This window comes from Corynebacterium halotolerans YIM 70093 = DSM 44683 (assembly GCF_000341345.1).
GTDB lineage: Bacteria > Actinomycetota > Actinomycetes > Mycobacteriales > Mycobacteriaceae > Corynebacterium > Corynebacterium halotolerans.
Map to the genome: position 1 here is coordinate 1978063 of NC_020302.1, position 15541 is coordinate 1993603.

14 protein-coding genes are annotated in these 15541 nt (G+C 69.6%); 3 read left to right on the top strand and 11 right to left on the bottom strand.

Annotation, left to right across the window (positions count from 1 at the left end; translation table 11 throughout):
• Positions 1-139: 139 nt before the first annotated feature.
• The 8 genes from A605_RS09200 to gdhA form a co-directional block, all read right to left on the bottom strand.
• Positions 140-424: an acylphosphatase gene (locus A605_RS09200; RefSeq protein ID WP_015401235.1), complete on the bottom strand. Its 285-nt coding sequence runs from the start codon at positions 422-424 to the stop codon at positions 140-142.
• 13 nt (positions 425-437) lie between these two features.
• Positions 438-629 carry a hypothetical protein gene (locus A605_RS09205; protein WP_015401236.1) on the bottom strand — a complete coding sequence of 64 codons (192 nt, stop codon included), beginning with the start codon at positions 627-629 and terminating at the stop codon, positions 438-440.
• A 21-nt stretch (positions 630-650) separates the two neighbouring features.
• Positions 651-2138: an alanine/glycine:cation symporter family protein gene (locus tag A605_RS09210; RefSeq protein ID WP_015401237.1), complete on the bottom strand. Its 1488-nt coding sequence runs from the start codon at positions 2136-2138 to the stop codon at positions 651-653.
• A gap of 108 nt (positions 2139-2246) precedes the next feature.
• On the bottom strand, positions 2247-3083 hold the full coding sequence (gene mutM / locus A605_RS09215) for a bifunctional DNA-formamidopyrimidine glycosylase/DNA-(apurinic or apyrimidinic site) lyase (RefSeq protein WP_015401238.1): 837 nt from the start codon (positions 3081-3083) through the stop codon (positions 2247-2249).
• A gap of 6 nt (positions 3084-3089) precedes the next feature.
• A complete protein-coding gene (rnc, locus tag A605_RS09220; RefSeq protein WP_015401239.1) occupies positions 3090-3839 on the bottom strand; it encodes a ribonuclease III in 750 nt (249 codons plus the stop codon).
• Positions 3836-4384 carry a YceD family protein gene (locus A605_RS09225; protein ID WP_015401240.1) on the bottom strand — a complete coding sequence of 183 codons (549 nt, stop codon included), beginning with the start codon at positions 4382-4384 and terminating at the stop codon, positions 3836-3838. Before A605_RS09225 ends, rnc begins: the two co-directional genes overlap by 4 nt.
• 51 nt (positions 4385-4435) lie before the next feature.
• A complete protein-coding gene (locus A605_RS09230) occupies positions 4436-5239 on the bottom strand; it encodes a DivIVA domain-containing protein (protein WP_015401241.1) in 804 nt (267 codons plus the stop codon).
• A gap of 134 nt (positions 5240-5373) precedes the next feature.
• Positions 5374-6717, bottom strand: coding sequence for an NADP-specific glutamate dehydrogenase (gdhA, locus tag A605_RS09235; RefSeq protein WP_015401242.1), 1344 nt, complete (start codon positions 6715-6717; stop codon positions 5374-5376).
• A 262-nt stretch (positions 6718-6979) separates the two neighbouring features.
• On the opposite strand from gdhA, the gene A605_RS09240 reads away from it, so the two are divergent.
• Positions 6980-8116, top strand: a complete 1137-nt coding sequence (locus A605_RS09240; protein ID WP_015401243.1) for a glycerate kinase — start codon at positions 6980-6982, stop codon at positions 8114-8116.
• On the opposite strand, the gene A605_RS09245 is transcribed toward A605_RS09240, so the two are convergent.
• Positions 8086-8484 (bottom strand): hypothetical protein, encoded by a 399-nt coding sequence (locus A605_RS09245; RefSeq protein ID WP_015401244.1) that lies wholly within the window; start codon positions 8482-8484, stop codon positions 8086-8088. The two genes, A605_RS09240 and A605_RS09245, sit on opposite strands and share 31 nt — an antisense overlap.
• A gap of 29 nt (positions 8485-8513) precedes the next feature.
• Here A605_RS09245 and A605_RS09250 point away from each other — a divergent pair, with 29 nt between their 5' ends.
• Both A605_RS09250 and A605_RS09255 read left to right on the top strand, forming a co-directional pair.
• On the top strand, positions 8514-9836 hold the full coding sequence (locus tag A605_RS09250; RefSeq protein ID WP_027004098.1) for a DUF4921 family protein: 1323 nt from the start codon (positions 8514-8516) through the stop codon (positions 9834-9836).
• A gap of 124 nt (positions 9837-9960) precedes the next feature.
• Entirely contained in the window at positions 9961-11214 is a 1254-nt protein-coding gene (locus A605_RS09255) for an amidohydrolase (protein ID WP_015401246.1), read from the top strand.
• 78 nt (positions 11215-11292) lie between these two features.
• Here A605_RS09255 and glgP read toward each other — a convergent pair whose 3' ends face one another.
• Positions 11293-13866, bottom strand: coding sequence for an alpha-glucan family phosphorylase (gene glgP, locus A605_RS09260; protein ID WP_015401247.1), 2574 nt, complete (start codon positions 13864-13866; stop codon positions 11293-11295).
• A gap of 148 nt (positions 13867-14014) precedes the next feature.
• The gene (gene pyk, locus A605_RS09265; RefSeq protein ID WP_015401248.1) at positions 14015-15433 is read right to left on the bottom strand and encodes a pyruvate kinase; all 1419 of its coding nucleotides are present in this window, start codon (positions 15431-15433) and stop codon (positions 14015-14017) included.
• Positions 15434-15541 lie beyond the last annotated feature (108 nt).

Here is a 15541-nt window from a genome sequence, read left to right on the forward strand (position 1 = left end):
AGGTTCAAACATGCTCAAATTCCCGAAAGACGGGACTTCCGACGAGGCGCACGCCACACGGACGGGTGATCGGCGAGACCGGTTCCGCCAAGCGACACGAGACCGTCCGAGTCGCGGAGGACAACGGATGGCCGTGGAGCTACCTCTCCACGAAGCCGCTCTCGCCGCGCGGCCCGGACCACTGCTCGACGACCGTGTCGACGTGCCCGGGACGCTTCACGGTCGACGGCTGCTCACGCAGCAGCTCCAGCAGCTTCTCGACATCCGCGCGCGGCCCCTCGGCGACGACGCAGACGCGGCCGTCGTTCAGATTGGTGGCGGAACCGGCCAGCCCCAGCTCAAGCGCCCGGGAGCGGGCCCACCAGCGGAAGCCCACACCCTGGACGCGGCCATGGACGAAGGCGGTCAGTCGGGTTTGTTCCATCGGTTCTCCTGCCTCAGAAATACGGGGTGGGCGGCAGCTGGTGCGTGCCCTGCTGGTCGAGGTCCGGCCGTTCCGGGACGAAGAGCCGGATGACGCGTCCGATGGGCAGGTGGGCCAGGTACAGGACCACCACCAGGCCGGCGCCGATCGCGCGGACACCGCTGCCTGAACCATCCGGGATCACCTCACTGCGCCCCTCCACCATGCCTCATCGCACGGGCGGCTGTCAGCTCAGCTCCTCTGCGCGCCTGAGGTCCTCGGGGCTCCGGCGGGTGACCGGGTCGGAGCCGTCCCAGACCTCCACATTAGGCAGTTCGGGGAGCATGTCGCGGTGGAACACCGGGTCGAGGCCCTGGCGGCGCTGCGCGTTGTAGTTCTTCAGCAGCTTGATGGCCACCCCGGCCAGCGGGACGATCGCGATGAGGTTGATCACGACCATGGTGGCGGCGAAGGTGTCGCCGAGCGCCCACACCAGCGGGAGAGAGCCGATCGCTCCGCCGAAGACGCAGATCACCACGACCACGCGGAAGGCGTTCAGCCACGTCTTCGAGGACGTGAGGTACTGGATATTGGCCTGGGCGAGGTAGTAGTTGCCGATGATCGAGGAGAACGCCAGGAAGAACAGGATGAAGGTGACGAAGTGGACGCCCCAGTCGCCGACCTGCGCCGCGAGCGCGTCCTGGGTCAGGGACGCACCCTGGATCTCATCACCGTAGGTGTGCTGGTTGCCCAGCAGGATGATGAAGGCGGTGATGGAGCAGACGACCAGGGTGTCGAAGTAGACGCCGAGGGTCTGCACGAGGCCCTGCTTGACGGGGTGGGAGACGGTGGCGGTGGCGGCCGCGTTCGGGGCGGAGCCCTGGCCGGCCTCGTTGGAGAACAGGCCGCGGCGCATGCCGTTCATGAACGCCGCGCCGACCGCGGCACCCGCGATCTCCCGGAAGCCGAGGGCGTGGCCGACGATATCGGCGATCATGCCGGGCACCTGGTCGAGGTTGATCACCACGACCAGCACGCCGACGATGAGGTAGGCGACCGCCATGAAGGGCACGACGATCTGGGTGACGTTCGCGATGCGCCGCACGCCGCCGAAGATGATGGCGGCCGTCACCAGTCCGAGAACGACGCCGACGATGACCTTCACGGTCATGGAGTCGGAGTCCAGGGAGCCACCGACGGCCTCGACGATGGAGTTGGTCTGGATGGCGTTGTAGACGAAGCCGTAGGTGATGGAGATGGCGACGGCGAAGATGACCGCCAGCCACCGCGCATTCATACCGCGCGTCATGTAGTAGGCGGGGCCACCGTGATAGGTGCCGTCGGAATCCCTCGTCTTCCACAGCTGCGCCAGCGTGGACTCCACGAACGACGTCGCGCCGCCGATGAGGGCGATCATCCACATCCAGAACACCGCGCCCGGGCCACCCAGGGTGATGGCCACGGCCACGCCGGCGACGTTGCCGGTGCCCACGCGCGAGGCCGCGGAGATGGTGAAGGCCTTGAAGGCGGAGATGCCCTCGGCGTCCTTGTCGCGGTCGGCGCCCTTTCCACCGGGGCGCTCCACCACGGCCTTGAACATCTCCGGGATCATCCGCAGCTGCACGATCACGGTACGGGCGCCGAAGTACACGCCCGCGGCGATGAGCAGGAAGGGGATGACCTGCCAGAGATTATCGTTGATGACGTCGGTGACGAACGTCTCTATCGCTGTCATGGACACCGACTTTATCGGTAACCGCGGTCACACGACACCGGAACATGCGGGGCGCACATGATTAGGAGATTCGCCACAGGCGCCGCCTCCCATCCGGGCCGCCCGGGCTCAGAGGACCTGGCAGGTCGGGCAGTAGTGCGTGGACCGGTTGGCGAAGGCCACGCGCCGGATCGGGGTGCCGCAGCGCGGGCAGGGCTGCCCCTCCCGGCCGTAGACGTTGAGCGAACGGGAGAAGTAGCCCGACGCCCCGTTGACGTTGACGTAGAGCGCGTCAAAGCTGGTTCCGCCGGACTCGAGCGCGCGCTCCATGACCTCCCTCGCGGCGGCCAGCAGCGTGACGACGTCGCCCTGGCGCAGACTGGCGGCCCGGCGTGTGGGCTTGACGCGTGCCGCCCAGAGGGATTCATCGGCGTAGATGTTGCCGATGCCGGAGACCACCGTCTGGTCCAGCAGCACGGACTTCACCGGTGACTTCTTCGTGCGGATCCGCCGCGCCACGGCCACCGGGTCGAAGTCGGGCTCCAGCGGATCGCGGGCGATGTGCGCCACGGGCAGCGGGATGCCGTCGACCGTGTCGGTGTGCAGCCACCGGCCGAAGGTGCGCTGGTCGACGAACGCCAGCTCCAGTTCCCGGGCGTCCGAGGCGGTCAGCGCGGCGCGGATGCGCAGGTGTTTCGAGGTGCAGGTGCCGGGTTCGCCGACGAGCATCTGCCCGCTCATGCCGAGGTGGACGAACAGCGCGGAGTCCTCCCCCAGGTCCAGCCACAGGTACTTCCCGCGCCGGCGCACGGCGTCGATCCGCGCGCCGTCGAGCAGCACCGCCAGGGGTACCTCCTGCCCGCGGTTGGCGCGCGGGTGCAGCACCTCCACGCCGTGGAAGGTCGCACCCAGGACGTGGTCGGCGAGGCCGCGGCGGACGACCTCGACTTCGGGGAGCTCGGGCACGGTCCGCTACACCCTGCCCCGGCTCTCGCGGAGGGCGCGGTAGGCCTGGTGGGCGGACTCCTGCTCGGCGAGCTTCTTGTTGGGGCCGGTGCCGGTGCCGAGGAGCTGGCCGGCCACCGAGACAGTGGCGGTGAAGGTCAGGTCGTGCTCGGGGCCGGTCGAGGTGGAGGCGTAGACCGGCATGTCGAGCCGGAGCTCGGCGAGGCGCTCCTGGAGGGTGGTCTTCCAGTCCTGGTGCAGGCCGGTGGCCGAGGCGGTGTCGATTTTCTGCGCGAACAGGCGCAGCACGACGTCGCGGGCGACCTCGAAGCCGTGCTGGCGGTAGATCGCGCCGAGGAGGGCCTCGGTGGTGTCGGCGAGGATGGACTCCTTGTCCCTGCCCTCGGTGACGAGCTCGCCGCGGCCGAGCAGGATGTGCTCGCCGAGGCCGATCTCGCGGGCGATGTCGGCCAGTCCGTAGCGGGAGACGATCGACGCCCGCATCTTGGAGATGTCCGACTCCGGCCGCGAGGGGTACTGCTCGTAGAGTTTCGTGGCCACCGACAGGCCGAGCACGGCGTCGCCGAGGAACTCGAGGCGCTCGTTGTTGGGCAGGTGGCCGTTCTCGTTGGCGAAGGACCGGTGGGTCAGCGCCAGGCGCAGGTGGTCGGCGTCGAGCTCGACGCCGAGCCGGGCCAGCAGTGGGGCGTGGTCGACGGCCCGGAAGGCGGCCTCGAGGGCCTCCTCGCCGGTGGGCCGGCTCTTCCTGCGGCTCACAGGAACTTCTCCAGCCCGGCCCAGCGCGGGTCGACGCGGTCCTTGTTCTCCTCACCGGAGATCCCGTCCGGGGCCGGGACGTCGGAGTCGCCGTCCTCGGGACAGCCGCCCTCACAGGTGGGGTTGAACGGCAGGTTCAGGCCGGACTCGTCGATGACGGCCTGGAGCAGGTCGATCTCGTCGCCGACGATCTCGGGCACGTCGTCGCCGCCCCCCTCACCGTCCTCGTCGGGCTCGCCGGTGATGAAGTCCGGCGAATCGGAGAAGACCTGGGAGACATGGAGGTCGAGGTGCGGGTGCAGCTCACGCAGGCAGCGCACGCACTGCCCCGTCAGCTGCCCCGTGACGTCGGCGTCGACGAGCAGGCCCTCCCCCAGCGGGGTGAGGGTGGCGTCGACGGTGACTTCACCGCCCTCGGGCACCGCGATCATCTCGGGGCCGATGCGGACGGGGCTGGGACCGGTCTGGGTGCGCTGCTCAGGCATGGCGGCACCGGAGCCGCCCCGCATGAGGGCGGCGACATTGAAGACGAAAGGTGAACTCATATCGCCCCAGATCCTACCCTGTCCGGCCGGGATTTCACGTGCCGGCCGGGATCACTGCTCGCGCGGGTCCCGGGTGCGCTCCGGGCGCACGCGCTCACCGCGGGTCGACGGGTACTCGCGGATCGTGCCCGTCGTACCGATGTCCCGACCGGTCCCGGCCCCGGTTCCGCCGACGCCGGCGCCCCGACGCAGTGCGGAGCGGTCACGGGTGATGGTGCGCAGCACGCCCGAGAGGGTCTCCTCGAACTCGCTGAGCTTGCCGTCGACGAACTCGTCGCACTCGCTGCGCAGACGGTTGGATTCTGTGTGGGCGGTGTCGACGATGCGGTGGGCCTCCTCGTTGGCGCGGCGCACGACCTCGGACTCGGCCACCAGGCGCTCCTGCTCGGCGATGCCCTCGTTGACGCTGCGCTGGTAGGACTCGTTGCCGTCGGCGACCAGCCGGTCGGCCTCGGCCTGGGCCCGGTTGAGGGTGTCCTCGGCGTCGCGGCGCGCGGTGCCGACGAGGTGGTCGGCGTCGTCCTCGGCCTTGGCGACCATGCCGGTGGCTCGGTGCTGGGCGTCGGCGAGCATGGCCTCGGACTCCTCGTGGGCGCCGGCGACGATGCCGTTGGCCTCACCCTCGGCGTCGGCGATGATCTCGCGGGCCCGCTCCTCCGCGCCGCGCAGGATCTCCTCCTGCTTGTCCAGCACGTCCTGCGCGTCGTCGATCTCCACCGGCAGCGCGTTGCGCAGGTCGTCGAGGAGGGCGAGCATGTCGTTGCGCGGCACCATGCAGTTGGAGGTCATGGGCACGCCGTACGCCTGCTCCACGGTCTGGACGAGTTCGTCGAGGGCCTCAAAGACTCTATACATGCACCCGAGACTACCTAGCCCGCGCGCTCGTGGACTGAATCCCACGCGGAATTCAGCGACGTCCACGCAGAATGACAGCGGCCCCGCACCCTCCGGTACGGAGGGAGGCGGGGCCGGTGCGGCGTCGGAGAGGGTTAGATGACGCCCTGGGCGAGCATGGCGTCGGCGACCTTCTTGAAGCCGGCGATGTTGGCGCCGAGGACGTAGTCGCCCTCGTGGCCGTACTCCTTCGCCGTGGCGGCGATGGTGCGGTAGATGTTGGACATGATCTTGTGGAGGCGCTGGTCGGTGTACTCGAAGGACCAGGAGTCACGCGAGGCGTTCTGCTGCATCTCCAGGGCGGAGGTGGCCACACCGCCGGCGTTGGCGGCCTTGCCCGGGGCGAAGTAGACGCCCTTGGCTCGGAAGACCTCGATGGCCTCCGGGGTGGACGGCATGTTGGCCCCCTCGGCGACGAAGCGCACGCCGTTGGCGGCCAGGGCGCGGGCGTGGTCGCCGTCGAGCTCGTTCTGGGTGGCACACGGCAGGGCCACATCGGCCTTCAGATCCCAGATGGAGCCGTCGGTGTGGCAGATCGCACCCTCGACCTCATCGCAGTAGACCGCGGCCCGCTCGCGACGCTCCTCCTTGATCTCCCGGAGCTTGGCCACATCGACGCCGTTGGGGGTCTCAATCCAACCGGAGGAGTCGGAGAAACCGATGACCGTGGCGCCCAGCTCCTGGGCCTTCTCGATGGCGTAGATGGCGACGTTGCCGGAACCGGAGACGATGACCTTCGCACCGGCCAGCGACTCGCCGTGGGCCTTGAGCATCTCGGCGGTCAGATAGACCAGTCCGTAGCCGGTGGCCTCCTTGCGCACCAGCGAGCCACCCCAGGTCAGGCCCTTGCCGGTGAGCACACCGGACTCGTGCTGGCCGGCCAGGCGGCGGTACTGACCGAAGAGGTAGCCGATCTCGCGGGCGCCGACGCCGATGTCACCGGCCGGCACGTCGCGGTACTCGCCGATGTGGTTGTGCAGCTCAGTCATGAAGGACTGGCAGAAGCGCATGATCTCGGCGTCGGACTTGCCCTTCGGGTCGAAGTCCGAGCCGCCCTTGCCGCCACCGATGGGCAGGCCGGTCAGGGAGTTCTTGAAGATCTGCTCGAAGCCGAGGAACTTGATGATGCCCAGGTTGACCGACGGGTGGAAACGCAGGCCACCCTTGTACGGGCCGAGGGCGGAGTTGAACTGCACACGGAAGCCGCGGTTGACCTGCACCATACCGTCGTCGTCGACCCACGGCACGCGGAAGATGAGCTGGCGCTCCGGCTCACACAGTCGCTGGATGAGTCCGTAGTCGGCGTAGTGCGGGTCCTTCTCGAGAACAATCTTCAGCGAGTCCAGCACCTCGGCGACCGCCTGGTGGAACTCCGGCTCGCCGGCATTGCGCTTGAGAAGCATGTTGTAGTAGGTCGAAACCTGCTCGTCGATCGTCATGTGCGTCCTTTCCGGCCCGCCTCGGGAATCGCGGGGCATGCGTTCACCGTGACCACGGGTCACCCTGTTGGGTTGGCGGCCACGGCGATTTCTAACGGTTAACAGTTTTCACGCAAGACGGCCTGCACGCAAGTCACGGGTCGGCCCTGTCCCCCGGTCACCCTACCGGCGGTCGGCTGCGCCCGCCCTCCCAAATACACTTGGACGGGTCCGCGGACCACCCCGGCGGACGCCGCCCCACCACCGTGAAAGGATGCCGTCCATGGTTTTCCCCGCCGCCGGCCCCAGCCGGGTCCGCATCATCGTCGCCCCCGATTCCTTCAAGGGCACCGCCACCGCCGAGGAGGCCGCCCGCCACCTGGGTGAGGGCGCCCGATCGGTCATCCGCGACGCCGAGATCACCCTGGCCCCCATGGCGGACGGCGGGGAGGGTACCGCGGCCACCTTCAGCGGCCGGACCGTCACGCTGCCGACGACCGACGCCGCCGGCCGCCTGACCGAGGCCTCCTACATCTACGACGCGGAGACCGCCACCGCCTACATCGACGTCGCCGCCGCGACCGGGCTTCCCGCGGTGGCGGACAAGCCGGTTCCCTTGACCGGTGACACCTACGGCACCGGCGTGCTGATCGCCGACGCCGAGTCCCGCGGCGCACGCCGCATCACCCTGTGCCTGGGCGGGTCGGCGACCGTCGACGGCGGCACGGGCATCCTGGTCGCCCTCGGCGCGACCCCCCTGAACGCGGCGGGTTACGCCCTGCGTCCCGGCGGCGGGGCCCTGCGCGACCTGGACTACATCGACACCGCCCAGCTCAACATCCCGGCCGCCTCGCTCGAGTGGGTGCTGCTCACCGACGTCGACGCCCCCGTCACCGGTCCGACCGGTGCCGCGGCGGTCTTCGGCCCGCAGAAGGGCGCCGGCCCCGAGGACGTCGAGCTGCTCGACGCCGGCCTGGCCCGGCTGTGCGAGGTCACCGGGGTGGATCCCGCCACCCCCGGATTCGGTGCCGCGGGCGCGGTGCCGGTCTCGCTGCACTGGCTGTCGACGATGCTCCACGGCACCTCCGACCACGTGATCGTCGTACCCGGCGCGCCGCTGGTGGCCCAGGCGCTCGGCCTGGACGAGATGATCCCGGAGGCCGATCTCGTGATCACCGGTGAGGGCGCCTTCGACGAACAGTCGACGGGTGGGAAGGTGGTCGGCACCATCGCCGACCTGGTCGCGGGCACGGGGGCGGCGCTGGGGATCGCGGCGGGGCGCGTCGACGCCGTACCTCCGCGGGGCACGCTCGTCGCCGAACTCTCCGGCGACGGGGGGACGGACGTCGCCACGCAGCTGCGCGAGGCCGGCGCCCGCCTCGCGGCGGACTACCTGAGGATCTCCACGGCCCAGGGGTAGGTCGCGGGCAGCTCGTGGGCGAGTTCGTTCTCGAGCAGCACCGGGTCGGCCGGCAGGTCGGCCCGTGGGGTGAGGATGCGCGACAGCGCCATGGTCAGCTGGTTGACGGAGCCGTCGAGTCCCTCGACGGTGATGCGGTAGCGGGCGACGGCGGCGTCCTCGAGCTCCGCGCCGTCGTGTTCCTCGCGGTAGGTGGCGCGCAACTGCTGCTCGACCCCGTCGGCGAGCGGTGGCTGCGGGTCGAGGGTGACGGAGCCACCGGTGGCGCGCCCGCCGTCGACCAGCCTGCCGACGGCACGGTCGAAGACGTCGCGCAGCCCGGTGGCGCGGTCGACGGGAATGAGGACATCGAACTGGATGACAGGCATGGTCCCAGCCTAATCAATATCCTGAGCCCATGAGCATCCCCGTGCCCGCCCACCGCCAGCCGTTGACCACGATGGCCGACGGGACGATCAAGCAGGTCAACCCTCTCACGGGCACCGAGGTCTGGACCGTGCCCGGCCGCGGCAACCGGCCCCTTTCCCGCCCGGCCACCGATCCCACCCCGCTGGGAAAGCACGACTTCACCCACCGCTGCGCCTTCTGCGAGGCCACCCCGCTGGCCACCCCGCCGGAGAAGTCCCGGATGGTGCGTGAGGACGGCGGCTGGCGGACCCTGTCAGGGCTGTTGCCCGGTGAGCTGGCCGGGCACCGCGCCGAGTTCCGGCGGGTGCCGAACCTGTTCGAGATCGTCTCCTACGACTACTGGGCGAAGAACTACGGCTTCCGGATGGATCCCGAAACCGCCGCCCGCAAGGCCGCCTACCTGGCGGACGAGACGGGGCGCGCGCACGTCCTGGACATCGCGCGCACCCGCCTGCGTGCCGCCGGTCAGGACCCGGACGTGTCCGGGGACGAGCTCATCGACCTGGCCGACGCGTACTTCGGCGGCGGCCACGACGTCATCATCGCCCGCCGCCACTTCGTCGACGGCGCCACGCACGACAACCAGCTGGCCTCCTCGGGCACGTTGACCCCGGAGGAGCACCACGCGTTCATCTCCTTCACCGTCGACGCGATCGCCGACCTGTACCACCGCAACCGCTACGTGCCGTACGTGGCCGCCTTCCAGAACTGGCTCGCGCCCGCGGGCGCCTCCTTCGACCACCTGCACAAGCAGCTCGTGGCCATCGACGAGCGCGGCGTGCAGGCCGAGACGGAGATCGAGCGGTTGCGGCGCAACCCCAACCTGTACAACGAGTGGGCCGTCGACTACGCCGGGTACCGGAACCTGATCATCGCGGAGAACGACCACGCCATCTGCTTCGCCGGCTTCGGGCACCGCTTCCCCACCCTGGAGGTGTACTCGAAGTCCCGGCAGCCCCACCCGTGGCTGCAGTCCGAGGAGGAGGTCCGCGGCATGAGTGACCTGCTCCACGCCTGCCACGCCGCCGCCGGGGCGGACGTGCCCTGCAACGAGGAGTGGCTGCACAAGCCCATCGACCTGGACCTGCCCATGCCGTGGCGGGTGCGCATCAAGTGGCGCGTGTCGACGCTCGCGGGCTTCGAGGGCGGCACGAAGATCTACGTCAACACGCTCTCACCGTACAATATCCGCGACCGGGTGGTCTCCGCGATGTACGGCCTGCGGGACGGGGGAAGGATCGCGCGCGGTATCCGCATCTCCACCGAGTGCCCCGCCGAGCGCAACTGTCTGAAATACAATCCGCTCGTGTAGGGATCACCTGTGGTGGGACGACCGGAGCGTCGGAGGTGATACCTCTCCCCGAAGCGTGATAGAAGTGTGGTCAATCTCGCACGAGAGTTCACCATCACGAATATGAGGAGTTGACCCCCACCCCATGAGCGACATCGCTCGCCTGCTTCGGGACCATCAGGCTGACCTGTCCTGGCAGCGCGCCTTCTACGAGGATCTCCACGAGCACCCGGAGCTGTCCGGCCACGAGCAGGAGACCTCGGCCAAGATCCTGAAGATGCTCGAGCGCTTCGACTGCGAGATCGTCTCCCCCATCGGCGGATTCGGCGTCGTGGCCGTCTTCCACAACGGCGACGGTCCGACCGCGCTCTTCCGCGCCGACTTCGACGCCCTGCCCATCCGGGAGGAGACGGGCGTGCCGTTCGCCTCCACCCGGCTGCGGGCCGGCGCGGACGGCAACTCCACCGGCGTCATGCACGCCTGCGGCCACGACATGCACACCGCCGCCCTGCTGGGCGCCTGCGCGATTCTCGACACCCACCGGGAGGCCTGGCAGGGCACGTTCATCGCCCTGTTCCAGCCCGCCGAGGAAAGCGCCACCGGCGCGAACGCCATGGTCGCCGACGGGCTGCTCAACCGGGTGCCCCACCCCGACGTCTGCCTGGGTCAGCACGTCATGCCCGGCCGCGCCGGCGAGGTGCAGACGAAGGCCGGGCCGCAGTTCGCCGCCTGTGACTCCATCCGCATCACCATCCACGGTCGCAGCGCCCACGGATCCATGCCGCACAACTCGATCGACCCGACCTATGTGGCGGCGATGGTGGTCATCCGTCTGCAGGGCATCGTCGGCCGCGAGGTCGACCCCAACGACTTCGCGGTGGTCTCGGTGGGCACCCTGAAGTCGGGGTCGACGAACAACATCGTCCCCGCCCGCGCGGAGCTGGTGCTAAACTGCCGCTTCTACGACGACACCGTCAAAAGCCGCGTCTACGCCGCGATCAAGCGCGTCGTGGTCGCCGAGTGCCAGGCCTCCGGCTGTGAGCGCGCCCCCGAGTTCGAGTTCTTCGCCCACGGCGAACTCATCGACAACGACGCCGAGACCTTCCACACGGTGCGCGCCACCTTCGACCGGGTCTTCGGCGCGGAGTCCGTCGACGCGCAGCGCACGACCGTCTCCGAGGACTTCGGCAACATCCCGCGCGCCTTCGGCGTGCCCTACCTGTTCTGGGCCGTCGGCTGCACCCCGCGTGAGGTGTGGGACCGGGCGGTGGCCGAGAACCGGGTCAAGGAGGACGTGCCGGTCAACCACATGAGCACGTTCCTGCCCGAGTACGGGCCCACCATCAGCGCCACCACCAGGGCCGCCGCCGCGTCGGTGCTGACCTACGTGGGGGTGTGACCCCCGCCCGGCCGTGCACACGTGAGCCCCGCCCGGCTCCTCCCCTCGAGGGGCCGGGCGGGGGCCGTTCCGGTGCGGCTAGGAGTAGTAGGTGACCAGGCCCAGCTCCGCCGGGGAGACCAGCAGCTCGTGGCTGGGCACGGCGCGGACCGTGTAGTGGTAGGCGCCCGGGGTGTCCGTGGACAGCTCGGCGGAGTAGCCGTCCTCTCCCCCGTCGGTCATGTCGATGATCCGACGCTCCCCCTTCTCGTTGCCGATGACCGCCTGAACCTGGACGTCGCCCTCGGTGAGCATGCCGAGGTCCGCCTCGACGGTCAGGTACATCGACTGGCCGGCGTCGGCCTCGGCGGCCTCCCCCACCGGGGTGCCGTTGCAGCGCAGGTTGCTCAGGGTGATGTTCGACCAGCCCTGGCGGACGCGCTCGAGCCAGTTGACGTAGCCGGCCGCCTTGGTGCAGTCGGCGTGGATGGCCTCGCTGACCTCGGCGGTGGGACGGTAGAGCTGCGCGGTGTAGTCGCGCACCATGCGGGTGGACAGCACCAGCGGGGAAAGCTCCGTCAGGGAGCGGCGCACCCACTTGAGCCACTCGCGCGGCACGCCCGCGGCGTCGCGGTGGTAGAACAGCGGGGCGACCTCGTTCTCGAGAAGGTCGTAGAGCGCCTGCGCCTCAAGCTGATCACGGTACTCCTGGTCATGGGTGTCCACGGTGGGGATGGTCCAGCCGTGATCCTTCTGGTCCATCTCGTCCCACCAGCCGTCGGAGATCGACAGGGTCAGACCGCCGTTGAGCACCGCCTTCATTCCCGAGGTGCCGGAGGCCTCCTGCGGGCGCACCGGGTTGTTGAGCCAGATGTCGGCGCCCGAGACCAGGTAGCCGGCGAGGCTGATGTCGTAGTCCGGCAGGAACAGGAAGCGGTCGCGCAGACCGGCCTGGTCGGCGAAGCGGACGATCTCCTGCATGAACTTCTTGCCGCCCATGTCGTGCGGGTGGGCCTTGCCGGCGATGACGAACTGCACCGGACGATCCGGGTTGAGCAGGATGGAGCGCAGCCGCTCCGGATCGCGCAGCATCAGGGTCAGGCGCTTGTAGGTGGACACGCGGCGGGCGAAGCCGACGGTGAGCACGTCCGGATCGAGCACGCGGCGCGCCCAGCCGAGCTGCGCCCGGGCGTTGCCGCGCCGGCGCCAGGACTCGTGCAGGCTCACGCGGGCGACGTCGACGAGGTCGGAACGCAGCCGGTTGCGCTCGGCCCACAGTTCCTCATCGGTGACGGCGTCGTGGTGGTCCCAGGAATCGGCCTCGGTGAGGTCGACGCCACCGGCGATGCGGGCGATGATCTTCTGCATGTTCGGCTTCGCCCAGGTCGGCAGGTGGACGCCGTTGGTCACGGACCCGATCGGCACCTCCTCGCCCTCGTAGCCGGGGTACAGGCCGGCGAACATGTCCCGGGAGACGCGGCCGTGGAGTCTGGCCACGCCGTTGGCGTGCTGGGCGGAGCGCAGACCCAGGTGCGCCATGTTGAACAGGTGCGGGTCCGCCTCGCGGCCGAGATCCAGGGCGCGCTCGACCGGCACGCCCGGCACCAGGTGCTGGTCCTCCGGCAGGCCGTCGCCCAGGTAGCGGCGCACGAGCTGGAGGTCGAAGCGGTCGATGCCGGCCGGGACCGGGGTGTGGGTGGTGAAGATGTTCGCGGCGCGGACCTGGGCCAGGGACTCCTCGAAGCCCAGGCCGGAGGCCATGCGCTCGCGGATGCGCTCCAGGCTCAGGAAGCCGGCGTGCCCCTCGTTGAGATGCGCGATGACCGGGCGCGGGACGCCGGCGTTGTCGCAGTAGGCGTTGACGGCGCGCACCCCGCCGACACCGAGGACGAGCTCCTGCTTGATGCGGTGCTCGGCGTCGCCGCCGTAGAGGCGGTCGGTGACCTCGCGCATGTCGGACGGGTTGGCCTCGATGTTGGTGTCGAGCAGCAGCAGCGGGACCCGTCCCACGGTGGCCACCCACAGGGCGATGGTGATGTGGCGGCCCTCGGGGAAGCCGACGGTGACGGTCAGCTGGTTGCCCTCGGCGTCGAGCACCGGCTCGATCGGCAGGTGGGCCGGATCGTGGTAGGTGTAGGTCTCCTCCTGCCAGCCGTCGGCGGACAACGACTGGGTGAAGTAGCCGTGGGTGTAGAGCAGACCGACGCCGATCAGCGGCAGGCCCAGGTCGGAGGCGGACTTGAGGTGGTCGCCGGCGAGGATGCCGAGGCCGCCGGAGTAGATCGGCAGGGACGGGTGGACGCCGAACTCCATGGAGAAGTAGGCGACGAGCGGATCGGTGGGGCCGAGGTCGGCCAGCGGCCCCTCGGCCTCGCGGGTCTTCTGGTACCACAGTCCGGCGGTGAGGTGGTCCTCCAGATCGGCGACCTCGGTGCGCAGCCGCTCCACGAAGGAGGGGTCATTGGCCAGCTCGTTGAGTCGGGAGGCCGGGACCTTCGCCAGGAAGGCCACGGGCGATTCGCCGGCGGCGTCCCACAGCTCCGGGTCGATCTCACGGAAGAGCTCACGCGCCTCATTGCGCCAGGACCAGCGCAGGTTCATGGCCAGGCGCGAGAGATCGGCCAGCTCAGAGGGCAGGATGGAACGGACGTTGATGGTACCGGTGTAGTTCACACCCCCCAAGGTAACGGCACCGCGCGGGTTTGGCGACCGGTACGGCGCCCGGCCCGCCCCCGGCGGAGACGGACACGCGACAGCCCCGCCCCACCGCCGCGCGGAATGCGGATCGGTGGTGCGGGTCCGGGCGGAAGCACCTGGTCAGCTAACGGCGGACGTCCTCGCCGAGCAGGTGGACGTGAATCATGTTGGTGTTGCCGGAGACCCCGGGCGGGGTTCCGGCGACGACGACCATCATGTCGTCGCGCTGGTAGCTGTCCATCGCGAGGAGGGACTCGTCGACCACCTTCATCATCTCGTCGGTGGAGGTGACCTCGCGGCACAGGAAGGTCTCCGCGCCCCAGGTCAGGGCGAGCTGGGAGCGCACCGCGGCGTCGGGGGTGAACACGAGCAACGGCAGGTGCGAGTGCAGGCGGGCCACGCGGCGGGCGGTGTCGCCGGAGGTGGTGAAGGCCACCAGGGCGCGCGCGTTGAGCCGCTCGGCGATGTCGCGGGCCGAGTAGGAGATCACACCGCGCTTGGTACGCGGGATGTGGTTGAGCGGCGGGACGTGCCCGTCGGTCTCGGCGTGCTGGACGATGCGCGACATGGTGCGCACGACGTTGTGCGGATCCACGCCGATGGAGGTCTCGCCGGAGAGCATGACCGCGTCCGCGCCGTCGAGCACGGCGTTGGCGACGTCAGAGGCCTCGGCGCGGGTCGGGCGGGAGTTCTCGATCATGGAGTCGAGCATCTGGGTGGCCACGATGACCGGCTTGGCGTTCTCCCGGGCGATCTGGATGGCGCGCTTCTGCACCAGCGGGACCTGCTCGAGCGGGACCTCGACGCCGAGGTCACCGCGGGCGACCATGATGGCGTCGAAGGCGAGCACGATGGACTCGAGGGCGTCGACGGCCTCGGGCTTCTCCAGCTTCGCGATGACCGGCACCCGCCGGCCCACCTCGTCCATGACCTCATGGACGAGGTCGACGTCCGCCGGGGAACGCACGAAGGACAGGGCGATGAAGTCCACGCCCAGTTTGAGGGCGAAGCGCAGGTCGGCGATGTCCTTCTCGGACAGGGCCGGCACGGAGATGTCCATGCCCGGCAGGGACACGCCCTTGTTGTTGGAGACCGGGCCACCCTCGGTGACCTCACAGACGACGTCGTTACCGTCGACCTCGCGGCAGATCAGGCCGACCTTGCCGTCGTCGACGAGCAGGCGGTCGCCGGGCTTGGCGTCCTGGGCCAGATTCTTGTAGGTGGTGGACACGCGGTCGTGGGTGCCCTCCACGTCATCGACGGTGATCCGGACGGTCTCGCCGGTCTCCCACACGGTGGCGCCGTCGAGGAAGCGGCCGAGACGGATCTTCGGCCCCTGGAGGTCGGCGAGGATGCCGACCGCGCGGCCGGTCTCGTCGGTGGCCTCACGGACCCACTTGTAGTTCTGCTCGTGATCGGCGTGCTCGCCATGCGAGAAATTCAGTCGGGCGACGTCCATGCCGTCCTCGACAAGGCGCCGGATGGCGTCCTTGCTCGCGACGGCGGGGCCGAGGGTGCACACAATCTTTGTTCGTCTATCCACGGGTTCCAACCTACTCGGTTCGAAGGGGACCGGCCATGGAAAACCACGCCCGATCGGACACCGCGAGCCCGATTGCGTGGTTTCCTCGGCCGTCTGGCAGTGTCCACG

Bases quoted from the DNA above. Each gene is read 5' to 3' on its own strand.
- A605_RS09230 (WP_015401241.1), bottom strand. From the start codon at position 5,239: ATGTATAGAGTCTTTGAGGCCCTCGACGAACTCGTCCAGACCGTGGAG.
- A605_RS09210 (WP_015401237.1), bottom strand. From the start codon at position 2,138: ATGACAGCGATAGAGACGTTCGTCACCGACGTCATCAACGATAATCTC.
- A605_RS09255 (WP_015401246.1), top strand. From the start codon at position 9,961: ATGAGCGACATCGCTCGCCTGCTTCGGGACCATCAGGCTGACCTGTCC.
- A605_RS09245 (WP_015401244.1), bottom strand. From the start codon at position 8,484: ATGCCTGTCATCCAGTTCGATGTCCTCATTCCCGTCGACCGCGCCACC.
- A605_RS09200 (WP_015401235.1), bottom strand. From the start codon at position 424: ATGGAACAAACCCGACTGACCGCCTTCGTCCATGGCCGCGTCCAGGGT.
- A605_RS09225 (WP_015401240.1), bottom strand. From the start codon at position 4,384: ATGAGTTCACCTTTCGTCTTCAATGTCGCCGCCCTCATGCGGGGCGGC.
- A605_RS09250 (WP_027004098.1), top strand. From the start codon at position 8,514: ATGAGCATCCCCGTGCCCGCCCACCGCCAGCCGTTGACCACGATGGCC.
- A605_RS09205 (WP_015401236.1), bottom strand. From the start codon at position 629: ATGGTGGAGGGGCGCAGTGAGGTGATCCCGGATGGTTCAGGCAGCGGT.
- gdhA (WP_015401242.1), bottom strand. From the start codon at position 6,717: ATGACGATCGACGAGCAGGTTTCGACCTACTACAACATGCTTCTCAAG.
- A605_RS09240 (WP_015401243.1), top strand. From the start codon at position 6,980: ATGGTTTTCCCCGCCGCCGGCCCCAGCCGGGTCCGCATCATCGTCGCC.